Source organism: Streptomyces sp. NPDC006193 (assembly GCF_040613915.1).
Taxonomy (GTDB): Bacteria; Actinomycetota; Actinomycetes; order Streptomycetales; family Streptomycetaceae; genus Streptomyces.
On sequence record NZ_JBEXTB010000012.1, the window covers coordinates 97,977 to 116,916 of the forward strand.

Annotated in this window: 15 protein-coding genes and 1 riboswitch; of the genes, 1 reads left to right on the top strand and 14 read right to left on the bottom strand. The window is 75.8% G+C overall.

What is annotated here, in order from left to right; all coding sequences use genetic code 11:
• Positions 1 to 210: 210 nt before the first annotated feature.
• From cobC to cobM, 6 genes are read right to left on the bottom strand one after another with little or no spacing between them, the layout of a single operon-like run.
• Positions 211 to 1,278 (bottom strand): Rv2231c family pyridoxal phosphate-dependent protein CobC, encoded by a 1,068-nt coding sequence (gene cobC, locus ABZ261_RS14430; RefSeq protein WP_356858903.1) that lies wholly within the window; start codon positions 1,276 to 1,278, stop codon positions 211 to 213.
• Entirely contained in the window at positions 1,268 to 2,197 is a 930-nt protein-coding gene (locus ABZ261_RS14435; protein WP_356858905.1) for a sirohydrochlorin chelatase, read from the bottom strand. The genes cobC and ABZ261_RS14435 overlap by 11 nt, the downstream gene beginning before the upstream one ends.
• The gene (locus ABZ261_RS14440) at positions 2,194 to 2,790 is read right to left on the bottom strand and encodes a precorrin-8X methylmutase (RefSeq protein ID WP_356858907.1); all 597 of its coding nucleotides are present in this window, start codon (positions 2,788 to 2,790) and stop codon (positions 2,194 to 2,196) included. The genes ABZ261_RS14435 and ABZ261_RS14440 overlap by 4 nt, the downstream gene beginning before the upstream one ends.
• Entirely contained in the window at positions 2,787 to 4,493 is a 1,707-nt protein-coding gene (cobJ, locus tag ABZ261_RS14445; protein ID WP_356858909.1) for a precorrin-3B C(17)-methyltransferase, read from the bottom strand. The genes ABZ261_RS14440 and cobJ overlap by 4 nt, the downstream gene beginning before the upstream one ends.
• Positions 4,490 to 5,722: a precorrin-6y C5,15-methyltransferase (decarboxylating) subunit CbiE gene (cbiE, locus tag ABZ261_RS14450; RefSeq protein ID WP_356858911.1), complete on the bottom strand. Its 1,233-nt coding sequence runs from the start codon at positions 5,720 to 5,722 to the stop codon at positions 4,490 to 4,492. The genes cobJ and cbiE overlap by 4 nt, the downstream gene beginning before the upstream one ends.
• A complete protein-coding gene (gene cobM, locus ABZ261_RS14455; RefSeq protein WP_356858913.1) occupies positions 5,719 to 6,537 on the bottom strand; it encodes a precorrin-4 C(11)-methyltransferase in 819 nt (272 codons plus the stop codon). The genes cbiE and cobM overlap by 4 nt, the downstream gene beginning before the upstream one ends.
• A gap of 145 nt (positions 6,538 to 6,682) precedes the next feature.
• Between cobM and ABZ261_RS14460 the strand changes: the two genes are divergently transcribed.
• Entirely contained in the window at positions 6,683 to 7,414 is a 732-nt protein-coding gene (locus tag ABZ261_RS14460) for a ZIP family metal transporter (RefSeq protein WP_356858915.1), read from the top strand.
• A 14-nt stretch (positions 7,415 to 7,428) separates the two neighbouring features.
• Here ABZ261_RS14460 and cobI read toward each other — a convergent pair whose 3' ends face one another.
• The 8 genes from cobI to ABZ261_RS14500 form a co-directional block, all read right to left on the bottom strand.
• Entirely contained in the window at positions 7,429 to 8,160 is a 732-nt protein-coding gene (cobI, locus tag ABZ261_RS14465; protein ID WP_356858917.1) for a precorrin-2 C(20)-methyltransferase, read from the bottom strand.
• The gene (locus ABZ261_RS14470) at positions 8,157 to 9,527 is read right to left on the bottom strand and encodes a cobyrinate a,c-diamide synthase (RefSeq protein ID WP_356859018.1); all 1,371 of its coding nucleotides are present in this window, start codon (positions 9,525 to 9,527) and stop codon (positions 8,157 to 8,159) included. Before ABZ261_RS14470 ends, cobI begins: the two co-directional genes overlap by 4 nt.
• Positions 9,524 to 10,123, bottom strand: a complete 600-nt coding sequence (gene cobO, locus ABZ261_RS14475) for a cob(I)yrinic acid a,c-diamide adenosyltransferase (protein ID WP_356858919.1) — start codon at positions 10,121 to 10,123, stop codon at positions 9,524 to 9,526. Before cobO ends, ABZ261_RS14470 begins: the two co-directional genes overlap by 4 nt.
• The gene (locus ABZ261_RS14480; RefSeq protein WP_356858921.1) at positions 10,123 to 12,126 is read right to left on the bottom strand and encodes a putative cobaltochelatase; all 2,004 of its coding nucleotides are present in this window, start codon (positions 12,124 to 12,126) and stop codon (positions 10,123 to 10,125) included. Before ABZ261_RS14480 ends, cobO begins: the two co-directional genes overlap by 1 nt.
• Positions 12,127 to 12,205: 79 nt before the next feature.
• Positions 12,206 to 15,856 (bottom strand): cobaltochelatase subunit CobN, encoded by a 3,651-nt coding sequence (gene cobN, locus ABZ261_RS14485; protein WP_356858923.1) that lies wholly within the window; start codon positions 15,854 to 15,856, stop codon positions 12,206 to 12,208.
• Positions 15,853 to 17,397: a cobyric acid synthase gene (locus ABZ261_RS14490; RefSeq protein ID WP_356858925.1), complete on the bottom strand. Its 1,545-nt coding sequence runs from the start codon at positions 17,395 to 17,397 to the stop codon at positions 15,853 to 15,855. Before ABZ261_RS14490 ends, cobN begins: the two co-directional genes overlap by 4 nt.
• Complete coding sequence (locus ABZ261_RS14495) at positions 17,394 to 18,338, bottom strand: cobalamin biosynthesis protein (RefSeq protein WP_356858927.1); 945 nt, start codon at positions 18,336 to 18,338, stop codon at positions 17,394 to 17,396. Before ABZ261_RS14495 ends, ABZ261_RS14490 begins: the two co-directional genes overlap by 4 nt.
• 124 nt (positions 18,339 to 18,462) lie before the next feature.
• A riboswitch (cobalamin riboswitch) is annotated at positions 18,463 to 18,534 on the bottom strand.
• A gap of 176 nt (positions 18,535 to 18,710) precedes the next feature.
• On the bottom strand, positions 18,711 to 18,938 hold the full coding sequence (locus ABZ261_RS14500; protein ID WP_356858929.1) for a hypothetical protein: 228 nt from the start codon (positions 18,936 to 18,938) through the stop codon (positions 18,711 to 18,713).
• Positions 18,939 to 18,940 lie beyond the last annotated feature (2 nt).

Consider the following 18,940-nt stretch of genomic DNA (forward strand, 5'->3'; position numbering starts at 1 on the left):
GGGTCCGGCGGTGCGCCCCGCCTCGGACGGGCATGCCCCGCCTCGCCGTCGCCCTCCGGGGCGCGCGGTGACGGTGACCGCGCTCCGGGCGCCCGCCCCGCCACCCCGAGTGCGGGTGGTCGGGCAGGCGCGCCGGTGACGGCGTGCGCGCCTGGGTTCCGGCGTCGGCCGGCGCACCGGCGCTGCCGTGACGGCTGGGCCCGCGGCCGCTCAGGCGGGCAGGGCGGCCGACAGCGACCGCAGGAAACCGTCCACGGTGTCCCGGTCCCGCACGGCCACCCGTAGCCACTGCGGGCCGAGCCCGGGGAACGTGTCCCCCCGCCGGACCGCGTAGCCGAGGTCCCGCAGCCGCCGCCGCACCCGGTCCGCGCCCGCCATGCGCACCAGCACGAACGGGGCTTCGGCGGGCTGCACCACCCGCACGCCGCGGGACGCGAACGCGCCCAGCCCGGCGATCAGATGCGCCCGGTCCCCGGCGATGCGGTGCGCCGCCCGCTCCGCCTCGGCCAGCGCCCGCGGCCCCACGCACGCCTCCGCCGCGGCCAGCGCCGGCGTGGACACCGGCCACAGCGGCTGCGCCCGCTGCAGCCGGGCGATCACGTCGGGCGCGGCCAGCGCGTAGCCGATCCGCAGCCCGGCCAGCCCCCACGTCTTGGTGAGGCTGCGCAGCACGACGAGCCCCGGTACGTCGGTCCGCCCGGCCAGTGTCTCCCGCTCACCGGGCACTGCGTCCATGAACGCCTCGTCGACCACCAGCGTCCGCCCGGGGCGGGCCAGCCGGGTGAGCGCCCCCGCCGGGTGCAGGACGGACGTCGGATTGGTGGGGTTGCCGACCACCACCAGGTCGGCGTCCTCCGGCACGGCCGCCGGGTCCAGCCGGAAGCCGTCCTCCTCCCGCAGCAGCACCCGGCCGACGGTGTGCCCGGCGTCCCGCAGCGCGGCCTCCGGCTCGGTGAACTGCGGGTGCACCACCACCGGCCGGCGGACCTCCAGGGCGCGGGCCAGCAGCACGAACGCCTCCGCGGCCCCCGCGGTCAGCAGCACCCGCTCGGCCGGCAGCCCGTGCCGCGCGGCCACCGCGGCCCGTGCGGCCCGCCCGTCGGGGTAGGCCGCGAGGGACGACAGCGAACCGGCGATCTCCTCCCGCAGCCACCGCGGGGGCGTGCCCGCGCGGACGTTGACGGCGAGGTCCACCAGGGCGGCGCCGCCGTCGCGCACTTCGGCGTCCCCGTGGTGGCGCAGGTCGTGCCCGGCCGCGTCGGCGTCGTCAGTGCGCATGGCTGTGCGAGTGCCCCCCGTGGTGGTGCCCGTGCCCGTGGTGGTGGCCGTCGTCGTCCGGGTGGAAGTGCGGCTGCTGCGGCAGACCGACCTTGTCCTCGAAGCCCGGCAGCGCGATCCGGTACACGCACGAGTCGCAGTTCATCCGCAGGTCGCCCTCGACGGCCTCCCGGTACCGCTCCATCACCAGGTCCAGCAGCTCCGGCTCGGGCCCGATGACGTCGGCCGACCGCACCTCGACCTGCGGGTGCGCGGCGGCCCAGTCCTCGGTCTGCTGCCGCACCCGGTCCGGGAGGATGCCGGTGAACAGGAAGTACGGCAGCACGACGATCCGGCGCGCGCCCAGCGCGGCGCACCGGTCCAGGCCGCTCGGCACGTCCGGCGCCGCCAGCGACACGAACGCCGTCTCCACGCCGGCGTAGCCGCGGCCCTCCCACAGCAGCCGCGCCGCCTTGAACACCTCGGCGTTGGCGTCCGGGTCGGTGGACCCGCGCCCGACCAGCAGCACGGTCACGTCGGCCCGGTCCCCGGCGGTGCGGGCGGTCCCCCCGAGCGCCTCGTCCAGCCGCCGCTCCAGCACGCTCAGCAGCGCCGGGTGCGGGCCGAGCGGACGGCCGTAGGTGTACGAGATGCCGGGGTGCCGTTCCTTCTCGCGGGCCAGCGCGGCCGGGATGTCGCCCTTGGCGTGCCCGGCGGACACCAGCATCAGCGGCACGGCCGCGAACCGGCGCACGCCCTGCCCGACCAGTTCGGCGACGGCCTCGCCCAGCGGCGGCGGGGACAGTTCGATGAAGCCGCCCGCGACGGGCAGAGCGGGGTTGCGGCGCCCCAGCTCCCGGACGAAGTCGCGGAACGCCTCGGCGCCGGCGTCGTCACGGGTGCCGTGTCCGGCGATGAGCAGGGCGGGCGGGGTGGTCACGAGGTCTCCTCAGACGTAACGGGGTGGTACAGCAGGGCGTTGAGCGCGGCGGCGGCGACCGCCGAGCCGCCCTTCTCGGACACGTTGCTGACGGCGGGCAGCCCGCTCGCACGCAGCGCGGCCTTGGACTCGGCGGCGCCGACGAAGCCCACCGGCAGGCCGATGACGAGCGCGGGGGAGGCGTCCAGGGTCAGCAGCTCCTCCAGGGCGGTCGGCGCGCAGCCGATCACCCACAGGGCGCCCGGCCCGACCTCCTCGTAGGCGAGCCGGACCGCGTGGGCCGAGCGGGTCAGTCCGGGGCCGGACCGGGCGTCCCTGAGCCGGCACACGGTCTCGCGCCGGGTGATGCCCGCCGCGACCATCTCCACGTCCACGACGACGGGCGCCCCGGCGTGCAGCGCCGCGTGCGCCGCCACCAGGTCCCGCTCCTGCATCACCAGGTCGTCGGCGTACTCCAGGTCGGCGGAGGAGTGGATCACCCGTTCCACCACCGCCCGGGTCAGCGGCGGGAGGTGCGAGGTGTCCAGGCGGGCGCGCAGCCGCCGGAAGGACTCCTGCTCGATGGGGTGGACCACACGGGTCTCGGAGTTCACCGGCCGCCCTCCTGTCCCGCGGCGGAGCCGCTCGTCGACGATGTCTCCTGCCAGCGGTAGCCGCGCGGGGTCACCATCCGCCCCGCGACGATCCGGGTCGCGGTGTTGCCCACGGTCACCACCGTCATCATGTCGACCGTCGCCGGGTCCAGTGCGGCGAGCGTCGTGACGCGGCTGGACTCGTCCGGGCGGGAGGCGTTGCGGACGACACCGACCGGCGTGGCCGGCCCGCGGTGCCCGGCGAGGACCGCCAGCGCCTTGGGCAGCTGCCAGTCCCGGCCCCGCGAACGCGGGTTGTAGAACGTCACCACCAGGTCCGCCTCGGCCGCCGCCCGCACCCGCCGCTCGATGACCTCCCAGGGCGTGTGCAGGTCGGACAGGCTGATGGACACGTGGTCGTGGCCCAGCGGGGCGCCGAGGACCGCGCCGGCGGCCAGCGCGGCCGTCACGCCGGGCACCCCGACCACGTCGATGTCGTCGGAGGCCTCCGCGAGCGCCGGCGACGCCATCGCGTACACGCCCGCGTCCCCGCTGCCGATCAGCGCGACCGCCTGCCCCTTGCGGGCCTCCGCGACCGCGGTGCGGGCCCGCTCCTCCTCCGCGCCGAGCCCGGACTCCAGCACCCGGGTGCCGGGCCGCAGCAGATCGCGGATCTGGTCGACGTACTGGTCGAGCCCGACCAGCACCGACGCCCGGCGCAGCTCGGCCGCCGCGCGCGGGGTGAGCAGGTCCCGGGCGCCCGGCCCGATCCCGACCACCGCGAGCCGCCCGCGCCCCGGACGCCGTACCACGGCACACGTCGCCATGGCCGACTTCCGCTTGGGAACGAGGAGTTCACCGCCGCGCAGCAGGGCGGCGGCCTCGGCGACCGACGGGGTGCCGACGGCCGCGAGCGGCGCGGCGGACGGGTTCGGCACCGCCACGGCCGCCAGCTCCTCGGCGGCGTACGTCACCAGCGGCACCCCGAGCCGCTCGGCGGCGGCCACGATGCCGGGCTCCTCCGCCTTGGCGTCCACGGTGGCCAGTTCGGCGACCGAGGCCGGCGAGAGGCCCGCCTCCCGCAGCGCCTCCTCGACCAGACCGAGGACCTCCCCGGCGGGCGCGCCCCGCGACGCGCCGACCCCGACCACCAGGGACGGCGGCCTGAGCAGCACCTCCCGTTCGCCCGGCCGGACGGCCCGGTCGGTCAGCCGGATCGTGTACGCCCCCTGCGGGGCGACCGGCAGCGGCGGCAGCGGCCACGCCACCTCCGCCTCCAACGCGACCGGTTCGCCGTCCAGCAGCGCCCGGGAGACCGCGGCGACCGCGCCTTCGCAGGGCAGCCCCAGCGTGTCCAGGCCCGGCAGCCCGGCGGAGTCCGTCGCGGTGGTCACCACCGGCTCGGCCCCCAGCACCTGGCCGACCTCGCGGGCGAGCGCGTTGGCGCCGCCGCCGTGCCCGCCGACCAGCGACACCGCGAACCGGCCGGCCTCGTCGACGCACACCACGCCCGGGTCGGCCGCCTTGTCCCCGAGGAGCGGGGCGAGCAGCCGCACCACCGCCCCGGTCGCCAGGAAGCACACCAGCTGCCCGCACTCCGCGAACGCGGCCCGTACGGCCTCCCCGACGGGACCGTCGTACACCCGCGTGCGGTCCGGCCATGCCGCGGCCAGCCGGTCGCGCGCCGCCGCACCCGCCGCGGTGGCGGAAATGAGGCCGATCACTGGGACACTCCTTCTCTCGACGCCGGGGTACGCACGCCCCACAGCACAAACACAGGATTGGTGGCCGCGAGCCGGGTCACGTCCCCCGGCAGCGGCGCCAGCCGTGACGACTGCAGCAGCACCCCGTCACAGGCGAACCCGGCGCCCGTCAGCGCCTCGCGCGCCGCCGGCACCCGGTCCAGCGCGGCGACGGCGACGACGACCGTCCGCCGGGCCCGCCGCGCGCACGCGGCGACGACGGCGGGCAGCTCACGGCCGCCGCCGCCGACGAACACCGCGTCCGGATCGTCCAGCCCGTCCAGGGCGGCGGGCGCCGAGCCGTGCACCACCTCCACGGCGACGCCGTGGGCGGCGGCGTTGGCGCGGATCCGCTCCACCCCGTCCGGGGTCTTCTCGACGGCGACGACGGCCGCGCCGTGCCGCGCGCACTCCACCGCCACCGACCCCGACCCGGCGCCCACGTCCCACACCAGGTCGCCCAGACGCGGCCCGAGCCGGGCGAGGGCCAGGGCCCGCACCTCGAACTTCGTGATCATCGAGTCCCGGTGGGTGAAGCGGCTCTCGTCCAGCGCCCACCGGGACGGCGGCTCAGGCACCCCGGCGATCGTGCGCACCGGGCCGAGCGCCCGCGTCTCGTCCAGGCACAGCACCACGCTCACCGCCGTCCCCCAGTCCCGGGCGGCGGCCTCGGCGGGCGTCACCCGTTCCACGCGCTCGCGCTCCGGGTCCCCGAGGGCGCTCGCCACCACCAGCATCCGGCCCGCCGGCACCGCGGCCCCCAGCTCGGCCGGTCCGGCCCCCGGGCCGGTCAGCACGGCCACCTTCGGCCGCGCCCGGCACACGTTGAGAGCGGTCCGCAGGTCCCGGCCGTGCGCGCTGACCACGACCGCGTCGTCCCAGGGCAGCCCGATCCGCGCGAACGCGGCGGCCACCGAGGACACCCCGGGCCGCACGTCGAGCAGGCCGGGCCCGAACCGCTCGGCCAGCGCCCGCACGATCCCGAAGAACCCCGGGTCCCCGGAGGCCAGCACGACGACCGGCAGCTCCTCCTCGACGCACCGCGCGATGGCGTCCAGGGCGGGCGCCAGCGGGCCGAGCACCACCCGCCGCACCCCGTCCGGCAGCCGTACGGCGTCCAGATGCCGGCGCCCGCCGGCCACCAGCGCGGCGCCGGCGAGGACGTCCGCGGGGACCGGCGCGCCCGTCCCCGCGCCGACGACCGTGATCACCTGTTGGCCCCCCGCTCCCGCAGCGCCCGCCGGGCCTCCGGGTCGGCCTTGCGGAAGCCGTGGAAGTGCCCCGGGTGGTACAGGTGCGAGCGGGTGCCGTGCGCGTCCAGCGCCGGGCCGACCAGGAACAGGGTGTGCTTCCAGAGCTTGTGCTCCTTGACCGTCTCCTCCAGGGTGCCGATGGTGCACCGCACGATCAGCTCCTCGGGCCAGGTCGCCTGGTAGGCCACGACCACCGGGGTGGCCGTGGGGTAGCCGCCCTCCAGCAGCTCCCGTACCAGCTGCCCGCTGCGCGCCGCCGACAGGAAGATCGCCATGGTGGTGCCGTGGCGCGCGAACTCGCGCACCTCCTCCCCGGGCGGCATCGGCGTCTTGCCGCCGCCCAGCCGGGTCAGCACCACGGACTGCGCGACCTCCGGGACGGTCAGCTCGCGCTGCGCGAGCGCCGCCACGGCGGAGAACGAGGACACGCCGGGGACGACCTCGGTGGCGATGCCGATCTCGTGACAGCGGTCCAGCTGCTCCTGCGTGCCGCCCCACAGGGCCGGGTCGCCGGAGTGGATGCGGGCGACCCTCAGTCCGTCCCGGTGCGCCCGCCGGTACACGGCGACGACGTCCTCCAGCGACATGGCCGCCGAGTCCAGCACCTCGGCGTCCTCGCGGGCGTGTTCGAGGACCTCCGCCTGGACCAGGCTCGCGGCCCAGATCACGACGTCGGCCTCGGCGATGGCACGCGCGGCGCGGAACGTCAGCAGGTCGGCGGCGCCGGGGCCGGCACCGACGAAGGTCACCTTGCCGGCGGGGGCATCGGCCATGGGAATCGGTCCTCTCCTACGGGTCATGCGTGTGGGGCGGTCGGGCGTTGGGGGCGTTCGGGGCGTTCGGGACTGCTCGGGCGGCTGGTCACGTGAACGGCCGCCGGAGGTGCGTGGACGCCGGTCCATCGGATACGAAGGGCCCATGGCGGTCCTCGTCGCGCTCGGCGCGTTCCTGATGACGCTGGCCGGCGGCTGGACGGCGCAGCGCGTCACCGACCGCCGCCATCTGGTCCTGGGTCTGGCCGGCGGGCTGATGCTGGGCGTGGTCGGCCTGGACCTGCTGCCGGAGGCGCTGCACGCGGCCGGCCGCGAGGTCTTCGGCGTGCCCGCGGCGCTGCTGCTGTTCGTGGCCGGTTTCCTGCTGGCCCACCTGGTGGAGCGCACGCTGGCGGCCCGCCGGGCGGCGCACGGCGGCGCCGAGGGGCACCTGCACCGGGCGCCCGAGGTGGGCCTGACCGCGGCCGGCGCGATGGTCGGCCACAGCGCCATGGACGGCGTGGCGATCGGCGCGGCCTTCCAGGTCGGCGGCGGCATGGGCACGGCCGTCGCGCTCGCCGTGGTCGCCCACGACTTCGCCGACGGCTTCAACACCTTCACCCTCACCAGCCTGTACGGCAACGCCCGCCGCCGGGCGATCGGCATGCTGGTGGCCGACGCCTGCGCACCCCTGCTCGGCGCGCTGTCGACGGCCTTCTTCCGCCTTCCCGAACCGGTGCTCGGCGGGTATCTCGGCCTGTTCGGCGGCGTGCTGCTCTACCTCGCCGCCGCCGAGATCCTCCCCGAGGCCCATCACGAGCACCCGGCCCGCTCCACCCTGCTGTGCACGGTGGCCGGGGCCGCGTTCGTCTGGCTGGTGGTCGGCCTGTCCGGCTGACCGCACGGACCGTGTCACAGCTTGCCGCCCCGGCCGCCGTCCCGCCGCGGCGGCGCGATCAGCGTCGACAGGTACGGCAGCGGCGTCCCGTCCAGCTCGGCGGCCGGACGCACCGACTCCTCGGGCAGCCCCAGCGCCGACCCCCACACGGCGCCCCCGAGCCGGCCGGTCTCCGCCAGCGCCTCGGCGACCTCGGCGGCCTGCCGCCCGAACTTGTACGCCACGACCGTCCCCGGCCCGGCCAGCGCCTCCCGCAGCACGGCGGACCCGGCCGTGACCGGTACGAGGGTGAGCGGCTCGGTGCCCTCCGTCAGCACGGCCCCGGAGCGCGCCGCGAGATCCTGCATGGCGGTGATCCCCGGCACGGTCTCCACGACCACCTGCGGCACCAGTTCCGCGACGGTCTGCGCGAGATACGTGAACGTCGAGTACACGTTCGGGTCGCCGATGGTCGCGAACGCCACGGACCCGTGCCGCCGCAGCAGGTCCGCGACCCGGGCCCCGGCCGCGTCCCAGGCGGCCTCCCGGCGCGCCCGGTCGGTCCGCTCGTTCAGCGCGAACACCACCCGGACGACCTTCTCCGCGGGCACGTAGTGCAGCACGGTCGCCTCGGCCCGCCCGCGTTCCCCGGAGTCCATCACGGGGACGACGACGACCTCGGCCGCACGCAGCGCGTTGACCCCCTTCACGGTCACCAGCTCCGGATCCCCGGGACCGACCCCGACTCCGACCAGCCTGCTGCTCATGACGTCCGGCACCTCTCCACGAACCGACGGGCGACACCGGGCTCGGACGCCCAGTGCGTGTGCAGATAACTCGCGTGCACGCCCTGCTGCACGAAACCCTCGACCCGCCGGACCGGGGCCCGCACGCCCCAGGCGGGGGCGGCGCCGGCGCCCGGCTCCACGACGGTGCGGTGGAACTCGTGGCCCCGCATCCGCGTCCCGGCCGCCGCCAGCGCGCTGTCGCCGACGGCCACGGCGTCCCGGTAGCCCAGCGTCAGCCGGTCCGTCATCCGCGCGGTGGCGTCGAGCACCCCGCACATCGGCTGCCCGTCCAGCTCCCGGCACAGGTAGAGGAGCCCCGCGCACTCGGCGGCCACCGGCGCCCCGGAGAACGCCAGCTCGGCGACGGCCTTGCGGAGGCGTTCGTTGGCGGACAGCTCACCGGCGTACACCTCGGGGAACCCGCCCCCGACGACCAGCCCCCGCGTCCCCTCGGGGAGCCCCTCGTCCCGCAACGGATCGAACGGGACGACCTCGGCGCCGGCGGCGGCGAGCAACTCGGCGTGCTCGGCGTAGGAGAAGGTGAACGCGGGCCCTCCGGCGACGGCGACCACCAGCCCGTCCGGCGATTGAGGACCGGGCCCCCCGGGCCGATCGGGGGTCCAGGGAGCGGAGCCTGCTGGTACGGCGCCGGCACTCCGCGCCAGCGCCTCCAGCGCGTCCAGGTCGCATCCGCGGGCCACCTGGGCGGCCATGGCCGCCACCGCCTCGACCGCCGCGGCGCGCCGCTCGGCGACCGGCACCAGCCCCAGGTGCCGTGACGGCGTGTCCACCTGGGGAGCGCGCCGGAGCACACCGAGGACGGGCACCCCGGAGGAGTCCAGCGCCTCCCGCAGCAGCTCCTCGTGCCGGTCGGAGCCGACCTTGTTCAGGATCACGCCCCCGATCCGCACCCCGGGGTCCCACGAGGCGAAACCGTGCACCAGCGCCGCCACCGACCGCGACTGCGAGGAGGCGTCGACCACGAGCACCACCGGCGCCCGCAGCAGCTTCGCGACCTGCGCGGTGGACGCCAGCTCGCCCTCCCCGGCGGCCCCGTCGTACAGCCCCATCACGCCCTCGACCACGGCGACGTCGCACCCCCGCGCCCCGTGCAGGAACAGCGGAGCGATCAGCTCCGGCCCGCACAGGTAGGCGTCCAGGTTGCGTCCGACCCGCCCGGTCGCGAGCGCGTGATAGCCGGGGTCGATGTAGTCCGGCCCGACCTTGTGCGGGGACACGGCGAGCCCCCGCGCGGCGAACGCGGCCATCAGTCCCGTGGCGACGGTGGTCTTGCCGCTGCCCGACGAGGGCGCGGCGACGACCAGCCGGGGCACCGACGACGTCACCACTCGATGCCCTTCTGGCCCTTCTGGCCCACGTCCATGGGGTGCTTGACCTTGGACATGTCGGTCACGAGGTCGGCGAAGTCCACCAGCTTCTGCGGCGCGTTCCGCCCGGTGATCACGACGTGCTGGGTGCCGGGCCGGTCCCGCAGCACGGAGATCACCTCGTCGGTGTCCACCCACCCCCAGTGCATCGGGTAGGCGAACTCGTCCAGCACGTACAGCCGGTACGTCTCGGCGGCGAGGTCCCGCTTGACCTGCTCCCAGCCCTCGCGGGCCTTCTCCTCGTTGTCCATCTGCGCGTCGCGCTGGACCCAGGACCAGCCCTCGCCCATCTTGTGCCAGGCGACGGTGCCGCCCTCGCCGGAGGCGCCGAGCACGCGCAGCGCGTTCTCCTCGCCGACCTTCCACTTGGCCGACTTCACGAACTGGAACACCCCGATCGGCCACCCCTGGTTCCAGGCCCGCAGCGCGAGCCCGAAGGCGGCCGTCGACTTGCCCTTGCCGACGCCCGTGTGCACGACGACCAGCGGACGGTTGCGGCGCTGGCGGGTCGTCAGTCCGTCGTCCGGTACGACACTCGGCTGTCCCTGCGGCATCACGCGGCCCTCCTCGAAGTCCCCTGAACGTCCCTGACCAGTCCGGCGATCGAGTCCGCCCGCAGCTCGTCGAGCGTGACGGCCGTACCGCCCAGCTCACCCGCGAGCCGCCCCGCGAGCCCCAGCCGCACCGGCCCCGACTCGCAGTCCACGACCACCGACGCGACCCCCTCGGCCGCGAACAGCCGCGCGGCGCGCCCGGCGAGCGCCACCGGATCGGGGCCGCCCGTGGCGCGGCCGTCGGTGACGACCACCAGCAGCGCCCGCCGCGCCGGGTCCCGCAGCCGCTCCACCCGCAGCACCTCGTGGGCGCGCAGCAGCCCGGCGGCGAGCGGGGTCCGGCCCCCGGTCGGCAGCGACTCCAGGCGGGCCGCCGCCGCGTCCACGGAGGAGGTCGGGGGCAGCGCGACCTGCGCGTCCCTCCCGCGGAAGGTCACCAGCCCCACCTTGTCCCGGCGCTGGTAGGCGTCGAGCAGCAGGGACAGCACGGCGCCCTTGACGGCGCTCATCCGCTGCCGCGCCGCCATCGACCCGGAGGCGTCCACCACGAACAGCACGAGGTTGCCCTCACGCCCCTCGCGCACCGCCTGCCGCAGATCGTCACGGCGCACCACCAGACCGGGCCCGGAGCGGCCCCGCGCCCGCTGGTGCGGGGCGGCCGCCTGCACGGTCGCGGCCAGGTGCAGCTTGGTGAGGGCCCCCCGGGGGCGCCGGGCCCCGGTGGTCCGGCCGTGCTCGGTCCGGGCCCGCGAGCGCCGGCCCGCGACGCCCTCGCCGACTCCGGGCACGCTCAGCACCCTGGCCCGGAAGGGCTCGGCGGCCCGGGCGGCCGGCTGCTCACCCGCGCCCGCACCGGACGGCTGCGGCTCCCCGCCGTCGCCCTCCTCGGGCCGCGCCCCGGTGTCGCCGCCGCCCTGCGGACCCGCCTCGGGCGCCGGCCCGCCACCGCCCCCGCCCGGCCCGTCGGGGTCGGGATCCTCGTCGGGGGACTCGCCGGAGAACTCCTCCAGCGTCTGGTCCAGCTTGTCCTCGTCCAGCCCCGGCGCATCGAACGGGTTGCGTCGGCGCCGGTGCGGCAGTGCCAGCAGCGCGGCCTGCCGCACGTCCTCGGCGAGCACGTCGGTGCGCCCGGCCCACGCCGCGAGCGCGGTCGCGGTGCGGGCCATGACGATGTCGGCGCGCATGCCGTCCACCTCGAACGCCGCGCAGGTCGCCGCGATCTGCCGCAGCGCGCCGTCGCCCAGCCGCACCTGCGGCAGCAACCTCCTTGCCGCCGCGATCCGCTGCCGCACGGCGGCCTCCTCCTCGGCCCAGCGCGCGGCGAAGGCGGCCGGGTCGTCGTCGTAGGCCAGGCGCCGCTTGACGACCTCCACCCGTTGGTCGGGCTCACGGGAGGCGGCGACCTCGACGGTCAGCCCGAACCGGTCCAGGAGCTGGGGCCGCAGCTCGCCCTCCTCCGGGTTCATGGTGCCGACCAGCAGGAACTTCGAGGCGTGGCGTACGGAGACGCCCTCGCGCTCCACGTACGACGCGCCCATCGCCGCCGCGTCCAGCAGCAGGTCGACCAGGTGGTCGTGGAGCAGGTTGACCTCGTCGACGTACAGGATGCCGCGGTGCGCGTCGGCCAGCAGGCCCGGCTCGAACGCCTTCACGCCCTCGGCGAGCGCGCGCTCGATGTCGAGCGCGCCGACGAGGCGGTCCTCGGAGGCGCCGACCGGGAGTTCGACCATGCGGGCGGGCCGGTGCGCGCCCGGCCCCGGCTCGTGCGGCCCGTCGGGGCACGACGGGTCCGGGGACGCCGGGTCGCAGGAGAACCGGCAGCCCGGCACGACGGCCACCTCGGGCAGCAGCGCCGACAGGGCGCGCACGGCCGTCGACTTCGCGGTGCCCTTCTCGCCGCGCACCAGCACCCCGCCGACGGCTGGGCTCACCGCGTTGAGCAGCAGCGCCAGGCGGAGGTCGTCCTGGCCGACGACGGCCGTGAACGGGTAAGGCGTGCTCATGCGGGGATCACTCCTTCGAGTGGCTCATGTGTGACCTGGCCGGGTGCCGGACCCGGAGACGACGGCGTGGGAGCGGAGATCATGCGTCTCCCTCCAAATCTCCCTCGAGTTCGAGGTAGGTCGCCCGGAGCCGGTCCAGGGTCTCCTGGTCCGGCTCCGCCCACAGACCGCGGTCCGCCGCCTCCAGCAGGCGTTCGGTGATGCTCCTCAGAGCCCAGGGGTTGGACTTCCGCATGAAGTCCCGGTTCTCCGGGTCGAAGACGTACTCCGCGCTCAGCTTCTCGTACATCCAGTCGTCGACCACGCCCGCCGTCGCGTCGTACCCGAAGAGGTAGTCCACGGTCGCCGCCATCTCGAAGGCGCCCTTGTAGCCGTGCCGGCGCATGGCCGCCATCCAGCGCGGGTTGACCACGCGGGCCCGGAAGACGCGGTGCGTCTCCTCGCCCAGCGTGCGCGTCCGCACCTGGTCGGGGGTGGCCGAATCGCCCACGTACGCCTCGGGGTTGGCGCCGGTCAGGTGCCGGACCATGGCGACCATGCCGCCGTGGTACTGGAAGTAGTCGTCGGCGTCGACCAGATCGTGCTCACGGGTGTCGACGTTCTTCGCGGCGACCGCGATTCGCCGGAACGCCGTCTCCATGTCCCCGCGCGCCGCCCGCCCGTCCAGTCCGCGACCGTAGGCGTAGCCGCCCCACACCGCGTACACCTCGGCGAGGTCGGCGTCGGAACGCCAGTTGCGGGCGTCGATCAGCGGCAGCAGACCGGCGCCGTAGGCGCCCGGCTTGGAGCCGAAGACACGGGCCGTGGCCCGGCGCCGGTCGCCGTGCGCGGCGGTGTCCTCGTCCACGTGGGCCCGCACGTAGTTGGACTCGGCCGGCTCGTCCAGCTCGGCCACCGCCCGCACCGCGTCGTCGATCAGCCCCACCACGTGCGGGAACGCGTCCCGGAAGAAGCCGGAGATCCGGACGGTGACGTCGATGCGCGGGCGTCCCAGCTCCGCGAGCGGAACCACCTCGAAGCCGGTCACCCGGCGGGAGGCGTCGTCCCACACCGGGCGGCAGCCGAGCAGCGCCAGGATCTCGGCGATGTCGTCGCCCTGGGTGCGCATCGCGGACGTGCCCCAGACCGTCAGGCCCACCGACCGGGGGTACGCGCCGGTGTCCTGCAGGTACCGCTGCACCAGCGAGTCCGCAAGCGACTGGCCGACCTCCCAGCTCAGCCGGGACGGGATGGCCTTGGGGTCGACGGAGTAGAAGTTCCGGCCGGTCGGCAGCACGTTGACCAGACCGCGGGTGGGCGAGCCCGACGGGCCCGCGGGGACGTAACCGCCGTCCAGGGCCTTGAGGATGTGCCCGATCTCGTCCGTGGTACGGGCGAGCCGCGGCACGACCTCCGTGCACGCGAACTCCAGCACCGCCGCGGCCTTCTCGAGCCGCGTGCCGAGCACGCGGTCCAGGACGCCCGGCACGGCCGCCCGGTCCCATGCCCGGTCCTCCATGCCCTCCGCGATCCGCCGGCACAGCTGCTCCAGCAGGTCGATCGCGTCGGACCCGGTCCGGGCCGGCCCCTCGGCCAGGTCCGTCAGCTCCACCGGCGCCTTCACCGGCGCACCCGGCTCGGCCAGCAGCTCCTTCTCGTCCAGCCCGAAGTGCGCCGCCAGCGCGGCCCGCAGACCGGGCAGCGCATCGGCCCGGCCGCCCCAGATCTGGGAGGCGCGCAGCACGGCGAGGACGAGGTTCACGCGCGGTTCGCCGACCGGACCGCCGCCGAGGATGTGCAGGCCGTCGCGGATCTGCACGTCCTTGATCTCGCACAGGTAGCCGTCGATGTGCATGACGAACTCGTCGAACTCGTCGTCGTCCGGCTGCTCGTCCACGTGCAGGTCGTGGTGGAGCTCGGCCGCCTTGACCAGCGTCCAGATCTGCGCCCGGACGGCCGGCGCCTTCGCCGGGTCCAGGTCGCTCACCAGGGCGTACTCGTCGAGCAGTTGCTCCAGCTTGGCCAGGTCGCCGTAGGTGTCGGCGCGGGCCATCGGCGGGACCAGGTGGTCGACCACCGTGGCGTGCCCGCGCCGCTTGGCCTGCGTGCCCTCACCGGGGTCGTTGACGATGAACGGGTAGACGAGCGGCAGGTCGCCGAGCACCGCGTCCGGCGCGCAGCCGGCGCCGAGCCCGAGGCCCTTGCCCGGCAGCCACTCCATCGTGCCGTGCTTGCCCATGTGCACGATCGCGTCGGCGCCGAAGCTGTTCTCCAGCCACCGGTAGGCCGCCAGGTAGTGGTGCGAGGGCGGCATGTCCGGGTCGTGGTAGATCGCGATCGGGTTCTCGCCGAAGCCGCGCGGCGGCTGGATCATCACCACGACGTTGCCGAACCGCAGCGACGCCAGCACGATGTCGTCGCCGTCGACGTACAGCGAGCCCGGCGGCTCGCCCCACGCCTCGGTCATCGCGTCCCGCAGCTGCGGGTCGAGCTTCCCGAACCACGCCCGGTAGTCGGCCAGCGGCACCCGCGCAGGGGCGGCGGCCAGCTGCTCCTCCGTCAGCCACTCCACGTCGTGCCCGCCGGCCTCGATCAGCCGGTGGATCAGCTCGTCGCCCCCGGACGGGTACTCGGTGAGCGAGTACCCCGCGTCCCGGAGCGCGTCCAGCACCCGTACCGCCGACGCGGGCGTGTCCAGGCCGACCGCGTTGCCGACGCGGGAGTGCTTGGTCGGGTAGGCGGTGAAGACCAGCGCGATCTTCTTCTCGGCGTTCGGCTTGTGCCTCAGCCGGGCGTGCCGGACGGCGATCCCGGCGACGCGGGCGGCCCGCTCCGGGTCCGCGACGTACACCGGCACCTCGTCGGGCCCCTGCTCCTTGAAGGAGAACGGCACGGTGACCAGCCGGCCGTCGAACTCCGGAATGGCGACCTGCATCGCCGCGTCCATGGGGGACAGGGCCGCGTCGGACTCCTCCCAGGCGCTCCTCGACGAGGTCAGGCACAGGCCCTGCAGCACGGGGACGTCCAGTTCGGCGAGCGCGCCCACGTCCCAGGACTCCTCGTCGCCGCCCGCCGAGGCGTGCGAGGCGTGCGTGCCGCCGGCCGCGAGCACGGTGGCGACCAGCGCGTCGGCCCGGCCCAGCAGCTCGTACAGCCCGGGGTCCGCGCCGCGCAGCGAACCGCAGTACACCGGCAGGGCGTTGGCCCCGTGCGCCTCGATCGCCTCGCACAGGGTGTCCACGAACGCGGTGTTGCCGCTCAGTTCGTGCGCCCGGTAGAACAGCACGCCCACGGTCGGACGGCCGTCGCGGAGTTCGTACGCGCCGTGCACGCCGTACTCCGGCATCCTGCGCGGCGCGGCGAACCCCTCCCCGGTCAGCAGCACGGTGTCCGACAGGAACCGGGACAGCTCCAGCAGGTTCTCGGGGCCGCCCTCGACCAGGTACTTCAGCGCCTCCGCGACCACACCGGCCGGCACCGACGACTCGGCCATCAGCTCGGCGTCGGGCACGGCCTCGCCGCCCAGCAGCACGGTCGGGACGCCGGACGCCCGCAGCGCGGCCAGCCCGTCCTCCCAGGCGCGCTTGCCGCCCAGCAGCCGTACGACGGCGATGTCCGCGCCCTCGACCAGGGCCGGCAGCTCCTCGGCGACGTCGACGCGGGTGGGGTTGCCGATGCGGTAGCCGGCGCCGGAGGCCCGGGCCGCCAGCAGATCCGTGTCGGCGGTCGACAACAACAACACTGTGCTCATGCGGGCGCTCCCGGGGGGATGAAAGGCAGTCCTTGCGGCGCGCCCGACTCGATGAGCCGCCAGAGCGCGTCCGTGTCCGCGTGCTGTTCGATCAGGTCGCCGAGCCGGTCGAGCTGCTCCTCGCGCAGCGCGGCGAAGCAGGTGTCCGGCGCGGGGACGAAGCGGCGGCCCGCGGCGGCGGCCACCTCGCGCAGGAAGGCCCGCCGGAAGCCGTCCGACTCCAGCGAGCCGTGCCAGTGGGTGCCCCAGGTCTGGCCGACGCGGCAGCCGTCCAGGAAGGGTTCGCCGCCCTCGACGGTGGCGACCCCGTGGTGGATCTCGTACCCCTCCACCCGCTCGCCGAGTGCCTCCCCGGCCGGCCGGGCCAGGGTCTTCTCACGGGCGAAGCGCACCCGGACGGGCAGCAGGCCCAGCCCGGCGACGGCGCCGGCGCGCGACTCGACCTCGTCCTCGATGTGCTCGCCGAGGATCTGGAAGCCACCGCACACACCGAGGACCGGACGCCCCTCGGCGGCCCGGCGCACGAGCGCGTCCGCCAGCCCGCGCTCCCGCAGCCACGCGAGCGCCCGCACGGTCCCGCGGGTGCCCGGGACGATCACCAGGTCGGCGTCGGCGAGCTCCTCCGGCCGGTCCACGAACCGCACCACGACGCCCGGCTCGGCGGCGAGCGCGTCCACGTCGGTGAAGTTGGACATGAGCGGGATCGCGCAGACGGCGACCCGCAGCACGTCCTGGCCGACCGGGGGCGTCACCGCGGACTCGCGGACCGTGCCGCGCAGGGACGCCCTCCCCCACGCTCGGCTCCGCTCGCGCGGGGGGACCCCCATCCCGTCCTCCTCGTCGATGCCGAGGCCGTGCCGGAACGGCAGGACGCCGAACGTCCGCCGCCCGGTGAGCCCGCGCAGCATCTCCAGGCCCGGCTCCAGCAGGGAGACGTCCCCGCGGAACTTGTTCACGAGGAACCCGGCGACCAGTTCCTGGTCCTCGGGCGACAGCAGGGCCACCGTGCCGAAGAAGGACGCGAAGACGCCTCCGCGGTCGATGTCGCCGACCACCAGCACCGGCAGCCGCGCGTTGCGGGCGATGCCCATGTTGACGATGTCGGTGCGGCGCAGGTTGATCTCGGCCGGGCTGCCCGCCCCCTCGCAGATCACCGCGTCGTAGGTGTCCCGCAGCTCGGCCAGGCAGTCCAGCACCGTGCCGAGCAGCCGCTGCTGGCGCCCCCCGTGGTAGCCGCGTGCGCTCAGCTCGCCGACCGGCTTGCCCAGCAGCACCACCTGGCTGCTCTGCTCGCCGCCCGGCTTGAGCAGCACCGGGTTCATCAGCGCGGCCGGCTCGATGCGGCAGGCCTGCGCCTGCATGGCCTGCGCCCGCCCGATCTCCGCGCCCTCGCGCGTGACGAACGAGTTGAGGGACATGTTCTGCGCCTTGAACGGCGCGACCTTCACGCCCTGGCGCACCAGCCAGCGGCAGATGCCGGCCGTCACGACGCTCTTGCCGGCGTCGGAGGTGGTGCCGGCGACGAGGAGACCCCCGCTCACTTCCCACGTCCCTTCACTAGTCGGCGCGCGGCGAGCGTGGCGCCGAGCGCGAGCAGGCCGACGCGGCGGGAGAGCCGTACGGCCCGGTCGATGTCGGCGACCCGGACCGGCCGGCCGGCGCCGCCGTTGAGCACCGGCCGGTGTTCGACCCGGCCGCCGTAGGACAGCGTCCCGCCCAGCCGCACCCCGAGGGCGCCCGCGAAGGACGCCTCGACGGGTCCGGCGTTGGGGCTGGGGTGCTTCGCCGCGTCGGCCCGCCAGGCGCGCACGGCGCCGCGCGGATCGGGTCCGGCGAGCGCGGCGAGTGCGGCGGTGAGCCGCGCCCCGGGCCAGCCGGCGACGTCGTCCAGGCGGGCGGAGGCCCAGCCGTAGCGCCGGTGGCGGGGGGAGCGGTGGCCGACCATCGCGTCGAGGGTGTTGACCGCCCGGAACCCGAGGAGCCCCGGAACGCCGGCCACGGCGCCCCAGACGAGGGCGCCGACCACGGCGTCGGAGGTGTTCTCGGCGACCGACTCGACCACGGCCCGGGCGATGCCGTCGGCGTCCAGCGCCTGCGGGTCGCGGCCGCACAGGTGGGGCAGCCGGGCCCGGGCCGCCTCGACGTCCCCGGCCCGAAGGGCGCGCCCGACGGCGCGGGCCTCCCGGGCGAGCGAGGTCCCGCCGACCACGGCCCAGGTGGCGGCGGCGGTCAGCGCGGCGGAGGCGGTGCGGGAGGGGCGTACGGCGCGTGCGGCCACCGCGCCGAGTGCGACGGCGCCGCCGGCGCACACCGCGGTGTGCAGGGCGCCCCAGCCGCGGTGGTCGTGCCACAGCGCGCGTTCCACGGCTGCGGCCGCCCGGCCGAACGCGGCCACCGGATGCCCGCGGCGCGGATCGCCGAGGACCAGGTCACCGAGGAGGCCGGCGGCGGCGCCGTACGCGTACGTGCGATCGGCACCCATCGGCTCAGCCGGCCGTACGTGCGGGTGCGGGCCTGGTACGGGTCCTCGATCGGCAGCCGAGCATGTCGCTGTATGTCCTCACTCAGGGTGTCCGCGCCCTGTGTTCGACGGGAACCGGCGGTGAGAGTTCCTGGCTCCCGGGGTTCCTCCCCGGTGACAGTGGCGGGACCGCGCCGGATTCGCACCGGCTTCCTCTCGTGCCGCCGTACTTGGCCCGGGCAGTCCACCACGCGCCCGGAACGGCCGTCAACTTGCCGCTGACCTGCGTGCGGGGAGTGTGCCCATCCCCACACCGCCGGGCGTGCGGGCGGGCGCGGGCACGCCGGAGGCTCCCCTGCGCGGCGTGCGGAGGGGAGCCTCGGGGGTGTTCGGTCAGGGCTTGGCCACGATGAGGTGGATGCCGTACGCCACCGCCGCCGCACAGGCCGCGAAGCAGACGTAGGCGCCGGTGACGGCGAGGCCGGCGGAACCGCCCTGCGCCGCGGCCTTCTCACGCCGGTTCAGGCCCGCGATGCCGAGGGTGAACAGGGTCACCAGACCCACGGTGACCACGAGGCTGACGCCGAAGACGGAGCCCAGGGCCGCCCAGTCGATCTTCATGA